Annotated in this window: 18 protein-coding genes; 6 read left to right on the plus strand and 12 right to left on the minus strand. The window is 64.6% G+C overall.

All coding sequences use genetic code 11. The features are described 5' to 3' along the window. Positions 1-40: 40 nt before the first annotated feature. Entirely contained in the window at positions 41-1,813 is a 1,773-nt protein-coding gene (locus C404_RS53695; protein ID WP_021197102.1) for an ABC transporter permease, read from the minus strand. Positions 1,814-2,087: 274 nt separating this feature from the next. Here C404_RS53695 and C404_RS53700 point away from each other — a divergent pair, with 274 nt between their 5' ends. Next, entirely contained in the window at positions 2,088-2,375 is a 288-nt protein-coding gene (locus C404_RS53700; RefSeq protein ID WP_021197103.1) for an acylphosphatase, read from the plus strand. A gap of 138 nt (positions 2,376-2,513) precedes the next feature. Then, positions 2,514-4,100, plus strand: coding sequence for an inorganic phosphate transporter (locus C404_RS53705; RefSeq protein ID WP_021197104.1), 1,587 nt, complete (start codon positions 2,514-2,516; stop codon positions 4,098-4,100). Between the two features lie 30 nt (positions 4,101-4,130). On the opposite strand, the gene ppk2 is transcribed toward C404_RS53705, so the two are convergent. The 3 genes from ppk2 to C404_RS53720 form a co-directional block, all read right to left on the minus strand. Beyond that, entirely contained in the window at positions 4,131-5,030 is a 900-nt protein-coding gene (ppk2, locus tag C404_RS53710; RefSeq protein WP_021197105.1) for a polyphosphate kinase 2, read from the minus strand. A gap of 130 nt (positions 5,031-5,160) precedes the next feature. After that, the gene (locus C404_RS53715; protein ID WP_021197106.1) at positions 5,161-6,018 is read right to left on the minus strand and encodes a 23S rRNA (adenine(2030)-N(6))-methyltransferase RlmJ; all 858 of its coding nucleotides are present in this window, start codon (positions 6,016-6,018) and stop codon (positions 5,161-5,163) included. A gap of 66 nt (positions 6,019-6,084) precedes the next feature. Further along, entirely contained in the window at positions 6,085-7,515 is a 1,431-nt protein-coding gene (locus tag C404_RS53720; protein WP_031330057.1) for a CoA transferase, read from the minus strand. Between the two features lie 104 nt (positions 7,516-7,619). Here C404_RS53720 and C404_RS53725 point away from each other — a divergent pair, with 104 nt between their 5' ends. After that, positions 7,620-8,852: a citrate synthase family protein gene (locus C404_RS53725; RefSeq protein WP_031330058.1), complete on the plus strand. Its 1,233-nt coding sequence runs from the start codon at positions 7,620-7,622 to the stop codon at positions 8,850-8,852. 21 nt (positions 8,853-8,873) lie between these two features. Here the strand turns inward: C404_RS53725 and minE are convergent, their stop codons facing one another. The 3 genes from minE to minC are packed head-to-tail and all read right to left on the minus strand — an operon-like array spanning position 8,874 to position 10,794. Next, positions 8,874-9,128 carry a cell division topological specificity factor MinE gene (gene minE / locus C404_RS53730; RefSeq protein WP_004628536.1) on the minus strand — a complete coding sequence of 85 codons (255 nt, stop codon included), beginning with the start codon at positions 9,126-9,128 and terminating at the stop codon, positions 8,874-8,876. 15 nt (positions 9,129-9,143) lie between these two features. Further along, positions 9,144-9,962, minus strand: coding sequence for a septum site-determining protein MinD (minD, locus tag C404_RS53735; RefSeq protein WP_021197109.1), 819 nt, complete (start codon positions 9,960-9,962; stop codon positions 9,144-9,146). Between the two features lie 46 nt (positions 9,963-10,008). After that, on the minus strand, positions 10,009-10,794 hold the full coding sequence (minC, locus tag C404_RS53740; RefSeq protein WP_021197110.1) for a septum site-determining protein MinC: 786 nt from the start codon (positions 10,792-10,794) through the stop codon (positions 10,009-10,011). Between the two features lie 351 nt (positions 10,795-11,145). Here minC and C404_RS53745 point away from each other — a divergent pair, with 351 nt between their 5' ends. Together C404_RS53745 and C404_RS53750 are read left to right on the plus strand one after the other, a co-directional pair. Continuing rightward, a complete protein-coding gene (locus tag C404_RS53745) occupies positions 11,146-13,224 on the plus strand; it encodes a bifunctional 2',3'-cyclic-nucleotide 2'-phosphodiesterase/3'-nucleotidase (RefSeq protein WP_031330059.1) in 2,079 nt (692 codons plus the stop codon). Between the two features lie 13 nt (positions 13,225-13,237). Further along, the gene (locus C404_RS53750) at positions 13,238-14,059 is read left to right on the plus strand and encodes a tetratricopeptide repeat protein (protein WP_021197112.1); all 822 of its coding nucleotides are present in this window, start codon (positions 13,238-13,240) and stop codon (positions 14,057-14,059) included. Between the two features lie 18 nt (positions 14,060-14,077). Here C404_RS53750 and C404_RS53755 read toward each other — a convergent pair whose 3' ends face one another. From C404_RS53755 to C404_RS53770, 4 genes are all read right to left on the minus strand, one after another. Then, positions 14,078-15,055 (minus strand): 2-dehydropantoate 2-reductase, encoded by a 978-nt coding sequence (locus C404_RS53755; RefSeq protein WP_021197113.1) that lies wholly within the window; start codon positions 15,053-15,055, stop codon positions 14,078-14,080. Between the two features lie 23 nt (positions 15,056-15,078). After that, on the minus strand, positions 15,079-15,903 hold the full coding sequence (locus tag C404_RS53760) for a class II aldolase/adducin family protein (protein WP_021197114.1): 825 nt from the start codon (positions 15,901-15,903) through the stop codon (positions 15,079-15,081). A 100-nt stretch (positions 15,904-16,003) separates the two neighbouring features. Further along, positions 16,004-16,942 carry a DUF2272 domain-containing protein gene (locus C404_RS53765; protein WP_021197115.1) on the minus strand — a complete coding sequence of 313 codons (939 nt, stop codon included), beginning with the start codon at positions 16,940-16,942 and terminating at the stop codon, positions 16,004-16,006. Positions 16,943-17,098: 156 nt separating this feature from the next. Further along, positions 17,099-17,377, minus strand: a complete 279-nt coding sequence (locus C404_RS53770; RefSeq protein WP_021197116.1) for an HU family DNA-binding protein — start codon at positions 17,375-17,377, stop codon at positions 17,099-17,101. 653 nt (positions 17,378-18,030) lie between these two features. Here C404_RS53770 and C404_RS53775 point away from each other — a divergent pair. After that, positions 18,031-18,570, plus strand: coding sequence for an SET domain-containing protein (locus C404_RS53775; protein ID WP_021197117.1), 540 nt, complete (start codon positions 18,031-18,033; stop codon positions 18,568-18,570). A gap of 16 nt (positions 18,571-18,586) precedes the next feature. On the opposite strand, the gene C404_RS53780 is transcribed toward C404_RS53775, so the two are convergent. Further along, complete coding sequence (locus tag C404_RS53780) at positions 18,587-20,266, minus strand: sensor histidine kinase (RefSeq protein ID WP_021197118.1); 1,680 nt, start codon at positions 20,264-20,266, stop codon at positions 18,587-18,589. Positions 20,267-20,271 lie beyond the last annotated feature (5 nt).

A 20,271-nucleotide genomic window follows, 5' to 3' on the forward strand; every position in this document is an offset into this window, starting at 1 on the left:
GATGCTCTCTGCTAGGTAGTCGGATTACAAGCGCGTCGGCTTACAGGCGGGTGCGCTCTTGCGCGATGTCATACAGGCGGTTCCACAGCAGGCGGTTGAAGCCGACCACGAACAGGCTCATCACCACAATGCCCAGCGCAATGCGCGGGAAGTCACCCTTCGATGTCATCTCGGCGATGTAGCTGCCCAGGCCCGTGGCCACCAGCGTGCGGTCGCCCCACGTGACGTATTCGGAGACGATGCTGGCGTTCCACGAACCACCCGCGGCCGTCACCAGGCCCGTGAGCAGGTTGGGGAACACCGCGGGAATCAGGAAGCGCTTCCACAGCAGCCAGCCACGCAGCCCGAAGTTGCGCGCGGCCAGCCGCAGCTCGGTCGGGATGCCTGTCGCACCAGCAATCACGTTGAACAGGATGTACCACTGCGTGCCGAAAATCATCAGCGGGGAGAGCCAGATTTCCGGGTTGAGCGAAAAGCGCGCGATGAGCATCACCGCCAGCGGGAACATCAGGTTGGCCGGGAAGGCCGCCATGAACTGCGCCACCGGTTGCGCGATGCGCGCCACGTTCGGGTTCAGGCCGATGCGGATGCCGATCGGCACCCAGATCACTGCGGCCAACGCAATCAGCAAAATCACGCGCGTCATGGTCAGGAAGCCGAGCCACAGCACGTGGCCCACTTCAGCCCAGCCCACCTCGGAGCGCACGAACTGCAGGATGTGCACGACGGCGGCCAACGCAGCCAGGATGATGATGACGTCGGCCACGCGGTTCCACCACGGGAAGCGCGCAAAGCCGTTGCTGCTGCTGGCCGTCGGCCGGGTGCGCTCGGCGCCCCAGGAGAGCGTGCGCTCGGCCAGCGCAGCGGTGCGCTCCAGCAGCGCCTTGACCCACTCGGAGCGGCGCAGCAGATCCAGCAGCCACGATTGCGGCTCGCGCTCCGACGACATCGCATCGAAGCGAAAGCGGTCTGCCCAGGCCACCAGCGGGCGGAACAGCAATTGGTCGTACAGCAGGATGCCGATCAGCATCGTCAGGATGGCCCAGCCGATGGCGGCCAAGTTCTGCTGCTGGATCGCCAGCGAGATGTACGAACCGATGCCCGGCAGCTTGATGTCGTGGCCCGACACGGAAATGGCTTCCGATGCCACCACGAAGAACCAGCCGCCTGACATCGACATCATCATGTTCCACAGCAGGCCCGGCATGGCGAAGGGCACCTCCAGGCGCCAGAAGCGCTGCCACTTCGACAGGCGAAACACGGTGGCCGCCTCTTCCAGGTCAGTCGGGATAGTGCGAAACGATTGGTACAGCGAGAACGCCATGTTCCACGCCTGCGACGTGAAGATGGCGAAGATGGCCGCGCATTCCACGCCCACCAGGTTGCCCGGGAACAGCGCAATGAAGCCGGTAACGGTAATCGACAGGAAACCCAGCACCGGAATCGATTGCAGGATGTCCAGCGCCGGCACCATCACCTTCTCGGCCGTGCGGTTCTTCGATGCAATGGCCGCAAACGCAAACGAGAACGCCAGCGAGGCGCCCAGTGCCAGCAGCATGCGGATGCTGGTGCGCAGCAGGTAGTAGGGCAGTTGCGCCACGTCCAGGCTGACGTCTAGCTGCGTCTCGCCGGGCGTGTACGGCACGTTCATCTGCTTGGCGGCAAACGCCACGAGCACGATGGCGGCCAGGATGATGGGCAGCAGCGCCAGGTCAAAGCGGTTGGGCGGCGCCGTCAACAGGTTGCTGATGTTGACGCCAAAGTTGGCACCGAAGGGGCCCCGGACGGTGGTTTCGTTGTCGTTTTGCTGCATCTTGAATGACCGGGACAAATCGCTGAACAAGTCGCGCTGACGAAAGTCATGTGGCCCGATGTCTGGACCAAGGCGCGATACGTGGCGTGGGTGGCAGGGCGCGGCGCTTGGCACCCGGCGGCAAGCCGCCTAGTTTACCTTGCGTAACGCCCGATCTCGCCGTGCGGTTGTCAGTCTGCCTACGTCACATTCCAGAAATGTGACAGAGATGCGACAACGTTGGTTTGTCATCATTCTTCCAACATCCTGCCCGCCGCCTGCCTGGAGCCGCTCCATGTCCGCCATCGAACAAGTGATCGTTACCGTACAGGGCCGTGTGCAGGGTGTGGGCTATCGAGCGGCCTGTGCCGACATGGCCCGCGCGCTGGGCCTGCGGGGTTGGGTACGCAACCGTCGAAGCGGCACGGTCGAGGCCTTCCTGGCCGGCCCCGAAGCCAATGTGCTGCGCATGCGCGAGTGGATGTGGGAGGGGCCCGCCGGTGCCCAAGTCACCGAACTGGACGTTGCTCCGGGCACCGACGAGGCGCTGGTGCCGGGGTTCGAGATCCGGCCAACGGTGTAGACCATACCGCTAGGTTCTTGCCGCGCCAGTCCCTACATCGGCAATCAACGGAAACAAACGCGACACGAAACCGTCACCTACGGGCCCAGGGCGACTCCTAGAATCGATCACTCCCCCAGCCCCGCCTTGGTGACCCCCATGTCGCATCCCCTTACCGTGCAACCCGGCGCCGTGCCCGCGCGCTTTCGCAATGTCGGCATTGCGCTGTTTCTGCTGATCCTGGCGGCCGGTGCCGCCTACGTGATCAGCCACCTGGTGTCCGACCTGGAAAGCGTGGCCGCCAGTTCGGTGTTTCCGTTTGTCCTGCTTGGCATTGCATTGGTGATCGCGCTGGGCTTTGAGTTCGTCAACGGCTTCCACGACACGGCCAATGCGGTGGCCACGGTCATCTATACGCATTCGCTGTCGCCGCACCTGGCAGTGGTGTGGTCGGGCCTGTGGAATTTTGCGGGGGTGCTCACCTCCAGCGGTGCAGTGGCCTTCGGCATCCTGCAACTGCTGCCGGTGGAACTGATCCTGCAGGTCGGCAGCCACTCGGGCTTTGCGATGGTGTTTGCGCTGCTGATCGCGGCCATCATCTGGAACCTGGCGACGTGGTACCTGGGGCTGCCGTCGTCGAGCTCGCACACGCTCATCGGCTCGATCATCGGTGTGGGGCTCATGAACCAGCTCCTGCGCGGCGCCAACGGGACCAGCGGGGTGGATTGGAGCCAGGCGCTGGGGGTGGGCAAGTCGCTGCTGCTCTCGCCCATCATCGGCTTTCTGCTGGCGGCGCTGCTTCTGCTGCTGCTCAAGGCGCTGGTGCGCGTGCCGGCGCTCTATGCCGAGCCTGAGGGCAACCAGCCGCCGCCGTTCTGGATTCGCGCGCTGCTCATCCTCACCTGCACGGGCGTGTCGTTCGCACACGGCTCCAATGATGGGCAGAAGGGCATGGGCCTGATCATGCTGATCCTGATCGGCACGGTGCCCACCGTCTACGCACTCAACCGCGCCGTGACGCCGGCCGAGACGCAAACCTTCCTGGCCGTGTCGCACCAGGCGTCGGCGGCCTTCGGCAGGTACGCCAACGGTGTGGCGCCGTCGGCCAACCCGCGTGCGGATGTGCAGACCTACGTGCAGTCACGCACGCTCACGCCAGCCACGCTGCCCGCCGTGCAGGCACTGGCGGACACCATTGCCGCACAGGTCAGCCAGACGGGATCGATGGCCACCGTGCCGCAAAACGAGGTGGATAACGTCCGCAACAACATGTACCTGGTCTCCGAGACCATCCGCTTGCTCAAGAAGAATGGCCAACCCGCCATCAGCAAGAGCGATCAGGCTGTCATCGACAACTACAAGCAGCAGCTCGATCACGCCACCAAGTTCATCCCCACGTGGGTCAAGGTGGCGGTGGCGATTGCGCTGGGCCTGGGCACGATGGTGGGCTGGAAGCGCATCGTGGTGACGGTGGGCGAGAAGATCGGCAAGCAGCACCTGACGTATGGGCAGGGCGCCTCGGCCGAGTTGGTGGCGATGGCGACGATTGGCGCGGCCGATGCGTATGGTCTGCCGGTGTCGACCACGCATGTGCTGTCGTCGGGCGTGGCGGGCACGATGGCGGCCAACGGCTCGGGGCTGCAGTGGAATACGGTGCGCAGCCTGCTGCTGGCGTGGGTGCTGACGTTGCCGGCGTCGATCGTGCTGGCAGGCGCGCTGTACTGGGCGTTCAAGGCAATCTTCTGAACCCGCACAGCGCGCGGTGATACCGGTGCCTCAGTAGACGTTCGGGACGATCATCTCGTCGGGCACCGGGTGGCGGATGTATTCCGCGTGGTGCACGCGCTCGGGCAGCACCACCGGCGGGTGCGGCACCGGGTGATACGGCACCTGGCGGAGCAGGTGGTCGATGCAGTTCAGGCGCGCGCGCTTCTTGTCATCGGCCAGCACCACCCACCACGGCGATTCGGGAATGTGCGAACGCTCCAGCATCGCTTCCTTGGTGCGCGTGTAGTCTTCCCAGCGGCGGCGGCTTTCCAGATCCATGGGGCTCAGTTTCCACTGCTTGAGCGGATCGTCGATACGGCTCTGGAATCGCACTTCCTGCTCTTCGTCCGTCACCGAGAACCAGTACTTGACGATCTGGATGCCGGAGCGCACGAGCATCTTCTCGAACTCGGGCACGGAGCGGAAGAACTCTTCGTATTCCTCGTCGGTGCAGAAGCCCATCACGCGTTCGACGCCGGCGCGGTTGTACCAGCTGCGGTCGAACAGGACGATCTCCCCTGCTGCGGGCAGGTGCGCCACATAGCGCTGGAAATACCACTGCGTGCGTTCACGGTTGGTGGGGGCGGGCAGGGCAGCCACGCGGCACACGCGCGGGTTTAGCCGCTGGGTGATGCGCTTGATGGCGCCACCCTTGCCGGCGGCGTCGCGCCCTTCAAAGATCACCACCAGCCGGTGGCCGGTCTCGATCACCCAGTCCTGCAGCTTGACCAGCTCGCCCTGCAGGCGGAACAGCTCGCGGAAGTACATGCGTCGGGTCTCGCGAGACTCTTCGCTGATGCTCTCGCCGCCGAGCAGGTGGTCGTCGATTTCCATTTCCAGCTCCTCGTCCAGGGTGTCGAGGAGGTCTTCCTGCAGCCGCGCCTGTCGCGCTGCGTCACGTTCGCTCATGATGTCCTGCTCCTGCCGTCCTACTGCCAACTGAATGGGGCACGCCGCCCCGGGGGCGACGCATGTTCAAGCATACGCCCGAGTAGGTAGCACACCCATGTGGCAGGGCAGTGACATGGGGCCGCGATGCTTAGCTTGTCTGGGCTTCGAGCGTGAACTTGGCGGCGTTGTCCTGGCCGAGCAGGCGGACCAGCGTAGGCATGGCTTCTTCCAGCTGCGCCTTGAGCGTCCACGGCGGGTTGACGATGAACATGCCGCTGCCGTGCAAGCCCAGGCCTCCCGCCACCGGTTGCTTGACCGTCAAGGTCACGTGCAGCCAGTCGCTTGCTCCCAGCCGCTTCAGTTGTGCCGGCAGTTGCACCGATTCACGCCGTTGCACCTGCGGATACCACACCGCATACATGCCGGTGGCAAAGCGCTGCAGGCTGTCCTGCAGGGCCTGCACGGTGCGCGCGTAGTCCCGCTTGTCTTCGAACGAGGGGTCGATCAGCACCACCGCGCGGCGCGGCGGCGGGGGCAGGATCGCCTTGATGCCGGCAAAGCCGTCGCCGTCATACAGCATGACCCGGCGGCCCGCACCGCGGAAGTTGTTGGACAGCACCTTGATCTCGGTGCTGTGCAGCTCGAACAGGCGCAGGCGATCGGCATCGCGCAGCATCTGCCAGGCCAGCCACGGCGATCCGGGGTAGTGCTTGAGATCGCCTTTCGGGTTCAGCTCGCGCACCTGGTCGAGGTAGGCATCGAGCAATGCGGGCATCGGCTCGCCCGCGGCGGCGGCGCGCCACAGTGGGCCGATGCCGGTGTCGAACTCGGCCTTCTTCTGCGCCCACTCGTGGTCCAGCGCGTAGAGGCCGGCGCCGGAGTGCGTGTCGATGTACCAGAATGGCTTGTCCTTCTGCGTCAGGTAGTCGAGCAACTGCGTCACGACGGCGTGCTTGAGGACATCGGCATGGTTGCCGGCGTGAAAGGCGTGGCGATAGCTGAGCATGGACAGGCCAAGTGCGCCAGAAAGCTCCGGCGCACGGGCGGCAGAAACAAGGGTAAGGCGCGAATGCTACCACCGCGCGGGATGTGTCCCCAGCGGCACGGCAGGCAGCGCCCAATGCGGTGGCGTGTCGGAAAGCTGCCCCGCGTGACGCATGGCCGTCAGCGTGCCAAAGCCGGACGGCGTGGTCTCCAGATAAGCACCGACATCTTCGTAGCGCGGGTCCGCCACATCGAAGCCATTCGCCACGCGACCGAGGCCGCGCAGCCAGTGCCCCGTTTGCGCGAGCGACACGCGCACGTGCCAGCTGCCGCCTTCGGTCATGCGGCGGGTGAGTGCCGTCATGGCACCCGCAGCCATCAGGTAGCCCGTGCCGTGGTCCAGCGCCTGGGCAGGCAGTGGGTACGGCCTGTTCTGGCCGGCGGCTTCCGCTTCAGCCCAGTTGAAGCCGCTGGCGGTCTGCACTAATGAATCGAACCCACGGCGATTCGCCCACGGCCCCTCATAGCCGTACGCACACAGGCTCACGTAGACGATGCCAGGGCGTGCCGCAGCCGCTTGCTCGGGACTGAAGCCGAGCGCAGCCACGCCGCCGGGTCGATAGCCCTGCACGAAGACGTCGGCATCGCGCAGCAGGGTGCGCAATTGCGCGGCGTCGGCCGCATCGCGCAAGTCCAGTTGCGCGGAGCGCTTGCCGCGCCCGGTATCGACCACCAGCGACGGGATGGCCGGCAGGTGCGGCGCGGTAACGAGCAAGACGTCCGCCCCATGTGCCGCCAACGTCCGGCCGCACACCGGGCCGGCAATCACGCGCGTGACATCCAGCACGCGCACGCCGGACAACGGCCGTCCATCGGCGTGCGCGGCCAGCGGTTCGGGCGGGGCATCGCCGATGCGTTCGATGGTCATCAGCGGCTGACCGGCCACGGCCATACCTTGTGGGTGGCGATCCCACTCGTCAAACGTGCGTGCAGCAGCGACCACCATGCCGACCTGCGCGGCGGCTTCCTCAAACGCTTCGGCCTTCCACTGGCCCAACGCAGCGGCCACCGCATCGCGGTCGTACGCGCAGCCGAGCAACTTGAGCACGCCATCACGGTGATGCGGGAAGTTGGTGTGCAGGCGCACCCAGCGGCCATCGCCGCAGCGGTAGATGCCGGCGATCTTGTCCCACGGTTCGGGCGGCAGTTGGCCGTCGACGCGGAAGTAGCGCTCGGAGCGGAACTCCAGCGCGGCGTGGCGCATGTCCACCGACACGGTCTGCTTGCGCCCGGTGCGCAGCGTATCCACTTGCGCGGCCGCCAACGCCGACGCGGCGATGACGCTCTGCGCCAGCGTGTTCACCGCAAAGGACGAAGGCAGCGCAGCGGCGCCCGTCAACGTCACGCGCGACAGCGCATCGGCGGGCTGGCCGAGCGTGCTCCACAGTTGGGCGAGGGCTTCAGTCGAGGTGAGGGTCTGCATGGAAGGATCAACCGCATCAGCAACAGGTGACGACATGACAGGACTCCGCGGAAAGAGGGTGCACGCATTACAGTCCTGCGGTGGCAATAGCGTCAACATTGACTAGACTGATCAACCTCGATCGCCTGACCACGCTTGCGATGACCCAGTACCTCGATGCCGCTGAAGCTGCGCAGCGCCTGAACATCTCGCGCCCAACACTGTACGCCTACGTGAGCCGCGGGCTGCTGGCCGCCTACCCAGCGCCCGACGGTCGCGGCAGCCGCTATCGCGAAGCCGACGTGATGCGTCTGGCCGATCAGCGTGCGGGGGGCCGCCGCCCGCGCCAGGTGGTGCGCCACGCGCTGGACTGGGGCCTGCCAGTCATGGAATCGGCCATCACGCTCATCGACAACGGGCGGCTGTTCTATCGCGGCACGCCCGCATTGGAGCTGGCGGAACACGCCTCGCTGGAAGCCGTTGCCGCGCGGCTCTGGCAATGCGATGAAGCGGCAGCGTTTGATGCGCCTGCGCCCGTGTTGCCGAAGAGCTGGTACGCGGCGCTGGCCTCCTTGGCAGATGCCGACATCCGCCAACGCTGCATGGCGCTGTGCACGCTCGCGCTGCCAGCGTTGGACGAAGCCGCATGGCGTCAGGACTCCGCTCGCACGGCACGCGATGCTGGTGCACTGCTGCGCGTGGCGTTTGCCGCCATGCTGGGCCGCAAGCCCGATGCTGTGCCCGTGCATCTGCAATGCCAGCAGGCCTGGAACGTCGACGCGCGCGCAGCCGAGGCCATCCGCGTCGCACTGGTGCTCTGCGCCGATCACGAACTCAATGCGTCGAGCTTTGCCGCACGGGTTGTCGCCTCAACGGGTGCCAGCCTGGGCGCTGTCGTGAGTGCGGGGCTGGCTGCGCTCACTGGTGGCCTGCACGGAGGCACCACGGCACGCGTGGAGGCGTTGCTGAGCGAGCTGGAAGGGGAGCGGTCGATCGGCACCGCCTTGCGCCGTCGGCTTGATCGCGGCGATGCACTGCCGGGCTTTGGCCACCCGCTGTATCGCAAGGCCGACCCGCGGGCGAATGCCATTCTGGCGCAGTTGCCGACGACGGGCGCAGTGCGCAAGCGACTGCAGTCGGTGATCGACGCCGTGGCCGATCTGACCGGCGATGGGCCGTCTTTGGATTTTGCGTTGGTGGCCACCCGGCGTGTGCTCGGGCTGCCGGAGGGTGCAGGCTTTGGCCTGTTCGCGGCGGGGCGCACGGCCGGCTGGATTGCGCACGCGCTGGAGCAGCGCACCGCAGGGCAGTTGATCCGCCCGCGCGCGGCTTACGTGGGGCCGATGCCGGCCGCGCCGGAAGCACCGGCGGGCCGCATCATTCGCGTCAGGTAACGACGTTCGCTGGCCGAGGCCTCAGGCCTGCGGAATCTCGATCTTCACCTCCAGCACTTCCAGGTTGTCCTGGCGCTCGAGGTTGACCTTGATGTCATCGTTGCCGATCTTCACGTACTTCGAGATCACGGCCACCAGCTCGCGCTGAAGCGCAGGCAGGTAGTCAGCGGGAGCACCGCTGGCGGTGCGTTCATGGGCGAGGATGATCTGCAGGCGTTCCTTGGCGACGCTTGCAGTCTTCTTCTTCTCGCCCAGCAGGAAAGACAGAATCGACATGGGTGTGCGTCTCCTTTATTTTCCGCCGCCGAACAGGCGTTGCAGGAAGCCCGGCTTGTTGTACTCGACGTAGCGCAGCTCCTTCTCCTTGCCCAGGAAGCGGTCGATCACGTCGTGGTAGGCATTCGCCACGTCGGTGCCTTCCAGGTGGATGGCGGGCAGGCCCTGGTTGGAGGCTTGCAGCACGGCTTCCGATTCCGGAATCACGCCGATCAGCTTGATGCGCAGGATCTCCTGGATGTCGGAGAGAGACAGCATCTCGCCTTCGGACACCCGCTTCGGGTTGTAGCGCGTGAGCAGCAGGTGTTCCTTGATCGGCTCCTTGCTCTGCTCGGCACGGCGCGACTTGGACGACAGGATGCCCAGGATGCGGTCCGAATCACGCACCGACGACACTTCCGGGTTCGTCACGACGATGGCTTCATCAGCAAAGTACATCGCCATCAGCGCGCCCGATTCGATACCGGCGGGCGAATCGCAGACGATGTATTCGAAGCCCATTTCCTTCAGGCCCTCGATCACCTTCTCGACACCGTCACGCGTGAGCGCATCCTTGTCGCGCGTTTGCGAAGCGGGGAGGATGAACAGGTTCTCGCATTTCTTGTCCTTGATGAGGGCCTGGTTCAGGTTGGCCTCACCGTGGATCACGTTGATCAGGTCATACACCACGCGACGCTCGCAACCCATGATGAGGTCGAGGTTGCGCAGGCCGACGTCGAAGTCGATGACGGCGGTCTTGTGGCCGCGCAGCGCGAGGCCCGCGGAAAACGCCGCGCTGGTGGTCGTCTTGCCGACGCCGCCCTTGCCGGAAGTGACAACGATGATCTTGGTCATGGCTCGTAACTCTAAAAGTTAAATCGCTCGGCACGCGTGCAGCGTGTCATTTCATCCGCAACGGTTCAAAAACCAGCGTGTTGTCCGTGAGCCGGACCTGCGCAGGCTTGCTGGCGTAGGCGTCCGGCCACGGGGTTTCGCCGGTGCGGTAGATGCCGGCGATGGAAATCAGTTGGGGCTCCAGGCACGTGCAGAAGATGCGCGCATCCAGGTTGCCCTTGACGCCCGCCAGCGCGCGACCGCGCAGCGAGGCATACACGTAGATGTTGCCTTCGGCGATCACCTCGGCGCCGTCGCTCACGATGTCCAGCACCACCAGGTCGCCACGCGCATAGATGCGCTGGCCGGAACGCAGGGGGCGGTCAATGACCATGGTGCCGGGCTGCATGGCCACGGCATCGACGGGGGGAGCGGAAGGGGCAGGCGCTACAGCCTCAGACGACGGCGCTTCGGCGGCCTGGGCATGCTCAGTCGCATCCTGGCCATCCTTCGCATCCTTCTCGCCGCGCGGGCGGCGGCCGTGGCTGTCGAGCAGCGGCAAGCCAAAGGCCTGTGCCCACTCGGCCTGCTCGGGGTCGGCTACCACACCGATCGCGCGGGCACGCAACGTGGTGAGGGTCTCCACCAGACGGTCGATGGGAAGGCGTTCGTCCTCGGCCAGGCGGCGCACGTCGATGGCGATCACGTCGTTGGAGAAGAACTCCGGCGTGTCGGCAAAGCGTCGCGTGAGCTCGGCGGTCAGAGCGTCCAAGTCGGCGGTGCGCGGCGACAGCAGCAGGGCATCGACGGAGCCGCTGCGGATCTCGAACAGCGGCGCTTTCTTCTGGGACATAGAACGGCTACGCGGAAAAATGGGCCCATTCTAACGTTGTTGACGAAACGTCCCGAAATTTTTGACCCCGCCGATCCCCCATCCGGCGGAGATCCGCAGCTGGCGCACGTCTTCGGCCGTAAGGTTCACGCTGATTTGTCATCCGGCAGTCACAGCTTCGTCACGCACCCTTCCGATACTCGCTGGCTTCGAGAGCCCGACCAGCCCCCCGGCCCCAGTCATCCGTTCTCTCGCTTGCGTTTTCGGTTGTCACGCAAACGATCACGTACGCGCCTTCAGCTGTTCCTCAAGCAGTCCGTAGTCTGCCGTTCGCAGTTCGCATACCAAAAAAGAACCTTCAGGGAGAAGTTCATGCGAGTCCGACCGTTGTACTCAGCGGCGTTGCCGCTTGCTGCATTGTTGTCGCTGTCACTGGCCGCCTGCGGTGGCGGTGACGACAACCCCACCAACAACGCCGGCACTGGTGGCACCCCCACGCCGGCCGCCGCTGCACCTACCGGTACCAAGGCCACGCTGGCCGTGCTGGAAACCACTGACCTGCACACCAATGTGCTGTCGTACGACTACTTCAAGCTGGCAGCTGACAACTCGCTCGGTTTCGAGCGCGTGTCGACGCTCATCAGCCAGGCGCGGTCGCAATTCCCCAACACGCTGCTGCTGGACAACGGCGACACCATCCAGGGCACCGCGCTGTCGGACTACCAGGCCATGGTGAGCCCCGTCACCTGCGGCCAGACGCTGGCGATCTACAAGGTGATGAACGCCGCCAAGTACGACGGTGGCGGCATCGGCAACCACGAGTTCAACTACGGCCTGCCGTACCTGTCGCAAGTCACGGGCAACACGTTCAACGTGACCGGCATGCCGGACCCGTCTGCGCAGACCAAATGCGCGGGCCCGAACTTCCCGCAAGTGCTGGCCAACGTGATGAGCGCGAAGACCAGCGCGCCGCTGTTCCAGCCGTACACGATCATCACCAAGACGGTGACGGCCACGGCACCGGACGGCAGCACCGTCAGCGCACCGGTCAAGGTCGGCATCATCAGCTTCACGCCGCCCACCATCACGGCGTGGGACAAGCGTTGGCTCGACGGCAAGGTCTACACCGTCGGCATCAAGGAAACGGCGGCCAAGTACATCCCCGAGATGCGCGCGAAGGGGGCCGACCTGGTGGTCGCTATCTCGCACGGCGGGCTCGACAACTCGGCCTATTCGCCGACGATGGAAAACGGCAGCTGGTGGCTGTCGACCGTGCCGGGCATCGACGCGATGCTGATCGGCCACTCGCACCAGCTCTTCCCGGATGCCAACAGCACGGTCTACCAGTTCAACCTGCCGGGCGTGGACAAAACCAAGGGCACCGTGAACGGCGTGCCGACGGTGATGGCCAACTATTGGGGCAAACACCTGGGCGTGATCAAGTTGGGCCTGACTTACAACGGTACGAACTGGACCGTCGATCCGACACAGACCACGGTGGAAGCGCGTTCGATCCAGAATGCCGACAAAACGTACGTGGCGGCAGACCCGGCCGTCTCCGCCGCAATTGCTGCCGAACACCAGGCAACGATCAACTACGTGAAGACGCCGGTGGGCAGCACGGATTACCACATGAGCACATTCTTTGCCGATGTGGGTGACCCGGGCGCGATCGAGATCGTCAACCAGGCGCAGGCCAAGTATGTGTCGGACTACGTCCAGGCCAACCTGCCGCAATACGCGACGCTGCCGGTGCTGTCGGTCAGCGCGCCGTTCAAGAGCGGCTTTGGTGGCGGCACGGACTACACCGATGTGGCCGCCGGCCCGCTGGCGATCAACAACGCGGCCGACCTGTACCTGTATCCGAACACGATCTACGCCGTGAAGGTGGCAGGCTCCGACATCAAGAACTGGCTGGAAACGGCGGCCAAGCGCTTCAACACCATCGACCCGACCAGCGCGACGGTGCAGAAGCTGGTGAGCTCGTTCCCGGGCTACAACTTCGACATGTTCACCGACCCGAACCTGACGTATGAGATCGACGTCACGCAAGCCGTGGGCAGCCGCATCAAGAACCTGCAGTACAAGGGCGCACCAATTGATCCGGCAGGTCAGTTCATCGTGGCCACCAACAACTACCGTGCGAGCGGCGGCGGCAACTTCCCCGGCCTGGATGGCAGCAAGACGATCTACGCCTCGCCGGATGCCAACCGCGATGTGCTGATCAGCTACATCAAGAAGATCGGCAGCGTGCAACGCGCAACCAATGGCTCGCAACGCAGCTGGCGCTTCACGAAGCTGGCGACGTCGGTGGCACAGGTGCAGTTCTCGTCCGCTCCGGGGCGCATTGCGGACGCCACGGCTGCCGGCATCAACAACGTCACGCAAGTGGCGGCAGATGACGGCACCAACAAGGGTCTGGCGGTGTACCAGATCGATCTGACGCAATAAGCAGGAGCCAACCATGCCTTCTCTTCGTTCCGCATGGGCTGGTGCACCGGCCATCGAAACCCCGCGCCAGTCGGTGCCGATGCTCACGGTGGCCGCCGCGTTGGCGATCATCGTGGCCTTGGGCGGCTGGCTGTCGCACGCACGCCAGGTACCTGCTGTGGATGCCACGCAACTGGAATCGTGGCGCGCGATGGTCGTGCAGGCGATGGAGCCCGAAGCACTGCGGCAGTTGCGGCAGTTGGCACGCAGTGGTTCGGTGCCCGCACAGTCGGCACTGGGTGAAGCCTTGCTCAGCGCGCACGACGGCTCATTGCGTAACGAAGGGATGCGCTGGCTGGAAACCGCCGCGCAACCAGCCAACGGTGTCCCCGGTGATGTGTATGCACAGCTCTCGCTCGGCAAGGCGCTGTTGCTGGGCACGGGGGGCGTGGCGCGTGACTATCCGCGCGCGCTCCACCTCCTGCGCCAGGCTGCAGATAAAGGCGATGCTGCTGCCGCGTACTACCTCGGCGTGATGTATCGCAGTGGTTACGGCACGGGCATCGACACAGTGCAGGCGGCGCATTGGTTTGACCGCGCCGCGCAGCACGGCATACCGGGCGCGATGTTCATGCTGGCCAATGCCTACCGGGATGGTGATGGCGTACCGCACGATGAAGCCCGTGCACTGGCGTTGTATCAAGACGCTGCCGAGCACGAATTGCCCGAAGCCGTGCAGGCTCTGGCGATGGCGTATCAGAACGGTGAGCTCGGTCTCAAGCGCGATGACGCCGCGTATCACCAGCAGTGGATCGAAACGGCGCACGCGCTGAAGCACCCGGCGCTGGCACCGTAACGCAGCCGTATCGTTGTCTCAGTAAAGCCCGCGGGTCTGGGCGTGCAAGCGCACCAGACCCAGCAGGGCATCGATCTGCGGTGTCGGCACACCCACGTGCTGACCGATCTCCCGCACCGATGCCACCAGTGCATCGATCTCCAGCGGGCCACGTCCGGCTTCCGCATCCTGCAGCATTGATGTTTTGAACGCGCCCAATTGGCGTGTCACGGCACTGCGCTCTTCACCGCTTTGTGCGATCGGGCAGCCGATACGCGCGCCAATCGCTTTGGCTTCCTCCATCACTGCCAGACAAAACGCTGAGACCAGCGGATCGTCGAGCATCCGATCACACGTGGCACCGGTCAGTACTGACACCGGGTTCATCGTCATGTTGCCCCACAGCTTGAACCAGATGTCACGCTGGATAGCCTCACTGCGTTCGATCTGCAGGCTGGCGCGTTCGAACAGCGTGCCAATCGCCTCCAGCCGCGATGACGATCCACCCGCCGGCTCACCCAGAATCAATCGCTTGCCGAACCCATGACGTACCTGGCCCGGTGCAGACGTTGAACATGTCAGATGCACGACGCAGCCGAGCACGTTCTTCGTCGGAATCGCATCGGCAATCCGGCCATGCGGATCAACCGACTGCAAGCGCAGCCCCTCCAGCGGACCGGGCCGATCGAAGAACCACCACGGCACGCCGTTCATGGCCACCACCACGCAGGTATCCGGGCCGATGAGGGGCGCGATGGTTTGCGCGACGCTTTCCATGGCAGGCGCCTTGACGGCAACGATCACCACGTCCTGCATACCGAGCGCCGTCGCATCGTTGTTCGCCTGAACGGGGACGGTGTGTGTGATGCCGTCTTCCGTCAATCGCAGGCCTTCGGTGCGTAACGCGTCCAGTGTCGCGCCGCGTGCCAGTACGCTGATGGATTCGCCCGCCAGCGCGAGCTTCGCGCCCAGATACCCGCCGACAGCGCCGGCGCCCACGATGCAGATACGTGTCATGTGCTTGGAAGAGGGGAAGAGAATCAGGAACGGTAGGACGGGTCGATACGATCAATGGTGCGGGTGAGCGCCGCAAACACGTCTTCACCCGCGCCGAAGTTCGGGTTGAACTGCAAGGAGTCACGCGTGCAATTGCGCGCAATCGCCTCGGGAATCTCCAGCACAGGGCCCATCGATGTGGAAGCCAGTTGGATCTCGCAAGCGCGGTTGAGCAGCCACAGCACGGCAAACGCCCGCGCAATCGAATCGCCCCAGGCAAGCAGGCCGTGGTTGCGCAGGATCACCGCAGGCTTGTCGCCGATGTTCTGCACCAGGCGCGGGCCTTCATCGGCATGCACGGTGATGCCTTCAAAGTCGTGATAGGCCACCTTGCCGTGCAACTGTGCCGCATAGAAGTTGGTGATCGACAAGCCGTCACGTGCGCAGGCCACGGCCATGCCGGCGGTGGTGTGCGTGTGCATGACGCAATGCGCGCCCGGAATGCCGGCATGGATGGCCGCATGCACCGTAAAACCGGCTGGATTGACCGGCCAGTCTGGCTGACCCGCCGCACGCTGCACGTTGCCCTGCAAATCGATCTTCACGAGGTTCGATGCGCAAACCTCGGCATACGTCAGGCCAAACGGGTTGATGAGGAAGTGAGGGCCGCCGTCCTCGCTGGCGCCGTCTTCAGGCACCATGCGCAGCGTGATGTGGTTGTAGATCAGCTCGGTCCAGCCGAGGTGCGCAAAGATGCGATAGCACGCCGCCAGCTTCACGCGTGCGGCCCATTCGCGCGGGCCGCACCAAGCGGGGCGATGGGCCTGGATGTCCGATCCGGCATCGGAAAAAAGCGAAAGCACCGTCATGACCTGTCTCCTGGTCGTGGCGCTGGTCGGATTGCCGGCGCCTGGTTGCTTCACATGTTAATTAATTTACGGCAAACGTCAAATCGGGTACCGCTCACTGCTAAGGCAGTTGATTGCGCAGGACCACCATCCACTGCATGACCGAGTTTGTGTAGGGGTCCACCTGATTGGCGTCGTTCAGCTCGGTGATGCTCATGGACGCCGATTGCTGCACGTTGCCGCCGATCGACTTGACCTCGTGGCGGACGGGATCCACCTCGACGACCAGATCGCAGTGCATGGGGGTCATACCCGAGCGGATCTCGGCCGGATCCGTCATGAAGCGGTCAGCGCCGCGTGCGGTGCAGATCAGGTCGCCAGGGCGCGGTACGGCAGGTGTGCGTTCGAGTACGAAGGCGGGATGCCGGAGCAGGTGGTCACGCGCGTCGGTCACGTACTCGGCGTGTGTGGCGCCTGTCAGGAACTGGTCGTTCTGCAGACCCGCCTTACGCATGATCCACGAGATGAACACCGCAGACCACGCCCAACCGCCGGTGGTCAGCTGCTGGCAGGTTGGTGTCTTGCCGACGATGGCCCAATAGCGCTTGGCCAGCACGCAGCCGCGCGCAGTTGCCTCACCACCGGTACCGTCGGGATAACGCAGGCACGGTATGGGTGACGGGGCGGCGGTGGCTTGCGGCTTCGACAGTGGCGGCCTATCCGTGCCGGCCTCTTCATCGGACGGTACAGGCGTTGGGTCGTCCTGCGTCAGCCAGTGACCTTGCGGTTGATCAGGAAAACCGCCTCCCGTCACGCAATACGTATCGTCACGCCCCACACGCACCACCTGACGGCCCCAGCGATCCCATTCGGTCAGCGCAATCTCAATCATCTTCTGGCGCGATGTGGCACCGGGCGTCGTCTGCACGACCTCGTTGTCGGGCAGCGGCTCGGCTTGCGGACGCGCAGGCGGTGTCGTACAGCCGGCAATCCAGACGACGGGGGTAACGAGAAGAATCGGAAGCGCGATGCGCAGAACGCGCTGGAAGGGGCGGAGCATGTGTGGGAGGGTCAGATCCGGCCTGACGGGGAGACAGGCCCTCCGACGTGGTACGCCAGCGCTGCGGGCTGGTCACGCATGCATTGGCGTGCCACGTCGTTGGCGAGAGACCAGGCAGGCTGGTTCACGCCAAGGTCGTCATCGCATTAGGCGCGATTACGCATTCACGGCGTCCTTGAACTTCTGGCCGGCCTTGAACTTGACGGTCTTGGCGGCTTCCACCTTGATTTCTTCGCCGGTGCGCGGGTTACGCGCCATGCGCTCGGCACGCTCGCCCTGGCTGAAGGTACCAAAGCCGATCAGGCTGACCGCGTCACCCTTGCCAACGGATTCCATGATGGCCGCGAGCGTCACGTTCAGTGCCTGCTCGGCCTTGGCCTTGGTCAGACCGTCTACGCCGCTGGCGATGGCGTCGATCAGTTCAGTTTTCGTCATTGCTTGACTCCCTTCAAGAGTAGATAAAACACACATCGGAGCCTCCGGGGGGCGGCTCCAAGGGCGACATGATACCGGCATGCGCTTGCCGCCGGCATGTGTGCTTTGTAACGGCGCATGGCATACAGGTTCCGGAAACCCGCATGGTGCCTGCCTTGCGAGGTGAGGCCATCACATCAGGATCGACACATTGCGTTTTGCTTTGGGTCTGGTTCGCTCGTCGTTGATAGGAGCGACGTACGTCGATCGATGGGTTTAACTTTTTCTTTATGTATACACATAGTAGTAGTAGATAACGGTGGATATCTTCTGTGGATAACCGGAAAAAGCGCTTTGTGTTCAACCACTTGCGGCAAGCAAAACCACTTGCACAGTGTGTGCCCTGAGGTGGATGACTTGCGGGTTTCGCCAGACCCCCCGTCGGCAACCCCGTCACTTGTGCCCACACCATCGACAGGGCAGCCACAGACAGCCCACATCCTTTGCCGGTAGTTATCCACAGCGGCAGGCCGGGTTATCCACACGACTTGTCCACATCGGTTATCCACATGGGGTGGGTTGCATGGGGTTGCGGCACGTGTCGAGTTGCCATGCTTTTGGTGTAGGCTCACGGCTTCGCTGATCGACGTTTTCTGTTTTTGCCTCAACGCCTTATGACACGCACGTCCCCTGATGCCACGCCGGCCCTGGCTGAGTCCTCGCCCGCGCCGGAAGCCCCGGCCACACTGCGCCGCCGTGATCGCATCGAGGTGCGTGAATCGGGCGTGCACGGGCGTGGTGTCTATGCCACCGCTCCGATCGCCAAGAACAAGAAGATCATCGAATACAAGGGCGAGCACATCTCGTGGAAGGAGGCACTGCGCCGCCATCCGCATGACCCGACCGACCCGAACCACACGTTCTACTTCAGCCTGGAAGACGGCAGCGTGATCGACGCCAAGTTTGGTGGCAACCGCGCGCGCTGGATCAACCATTCCTGCAAGCCGAACTGCGAGGCACGTGAGAAGGATGGTCGCGTCTTCATTCACGCGCTGCGTGACATCGAACCCGGCGAAGAGCTGTTCTACGACTACGGCCTCGTCATTGAAGGCCGTCAGACTAAGGCGCTGCGGGAACAGTTTGCGTGCCGTTGCGGCGCCAAGAAGTGCCGCGGCACGATGCTGGCCCGGCCCGAGAAAACCAAGAAGAAGTAAGCCGAAGGTCCATCGCTCAGACGGATTCGTTCACCAACGGTAAGCGCAAGACGAAGCGCATCACGCGGCAGCCGTCGCGTGCGATGGCGTCATCAATGGCGACCGTGCCGCCGTGCAGGCGCACGATGTCGTGCACGATGGCCAGGCCCAGGCCGCTGCCTTGGGGCTGACCGGGCAGGTGGTCCGCATCGCCGCGGAAGAAGCGCTGGAACACCTCGCCGCGGCGCTCGTGCGGGATGCCCGGGCCGTTGTCTTCCACGCTCACGACACCCCACCAGCGCGAAGCGGCGTCCGCTTCCATGCCGGCGCGCAAGGTGATGCGCCCCCCAGTCGGCACGTATTTGATGGCGTTGTCTAGCAGGTTGTTGATGGCTTCGCGCAGCAGCACTGCGTTGGCCAATACCGGCGCCTGCAATGAACCTGGCGAGGCGGCTTCCTGTGGCCAGGCCTCGAAGCCAAGATCCAACCCGCGGGCCAACGCACGCGGTACCCACTGCGCGCCGGTATCAAACGCGAGAGATACCAGGTCCACCCGCATTGGCGGCCCCAACTGATCGAGCGTCATGCCCGGTTCGGCGCGCGCCAGGGTCAGCAGCTGGTTGGACAGACGCACGGCACGGTTGGCACCCGACTGCAGTTCCAGCAGCGCAGGCCGTGCCTCTTCCAATGTCTTGGCATCGACGGCGCGATCCGCATGCAGCTTCAATGCCGTGAGCGGTGTACGCAATTGGTGCGCAGCATCGGCGATGAAGGTGCGCTGCGCTTCCAGGGCATCGCGCAGGCGAGCGAGCAGTGCATTCATCGCGTTGATGAGCGGCTGCAATTCAGCCGGCACGCGTTGCGCGGAGTCCGGCGGCAGCGGCGTCACCGATTGTGCGCTCTGCTTGTTGAGCGTGTCGGCCGGCGTCTGCAGCGGCTGCAATTCTTCTTTGAGCACCAGCGAGAGGATCAGGCCACCAATGGCCAGCAACACGATCAGCGGAATCGACACCGATAGCAGCACTTCCTTGGCCGCGGTGTCACGGTGGTCCAGCAGTTCTGCGACTTCCACGACGATGCCGTCTTCGGGTGGTCCGGCATCGGGTGGTGTGGCCGGGTTCAGCGCGGGAGCCATCTGTGCCTGTGTGGGGGCGAGGGCGGGGCGCGTGACGTCGTCTTCCGGGTCTGGCGGCGCGGGTTGGCGCGGCGAGTGAGCCTTGGGTGTTTCAGCGCTGACGCCCGGCACCAGCAGGTGCACGGCGCGCACCTGTTTGCCGTCGACCCAGCTATAGAACACCCGCGCATCGCCAATACGGACCTGGCCGGAGCCATAGCCGAGTAACGTGTCGCGTCCGGCCAGCGTGCCGCTGGGCCCGGCGATGCGCCAGAAGACGCGGTCTTCGCCACCGTTCTGCACGAGCGTCTGGGCACTCAACTCGATGTCGTACAGCTTGGCTGCCGGCACGTGCGGACCGGCAATGCGGATCTGTTCCGCCAACGTATTGGCTACACCCACCAGCGCGCGGTCGAACACCTGCGTGGTGTAGTGCGCCGCCAGCCAATACGACAGTGCACCGGTGCCGACCACCAGGCCAAACAGCGGCGTCGCCAGCGCGCGCAGCAGGTGCAGGCGCAGGCTGACGGCGACGTTGGCAGATGCCCCCGTTGCTGGAGCAGCCGGATCGCGAGCGGCAGCGGGACGGTGGCGCTTGAACATGAGAG

Origin of the sequence: Ralstonia sp. AU12-08, from assembly GCF_000442475.1 — a bacterium.
Lineage (GTDB): Bacteria > Pseudomonadota > Gammaproteobacteria > Burkholderiales > Burkholderiaceae > Ralstonia > Ralstonia insidiosa.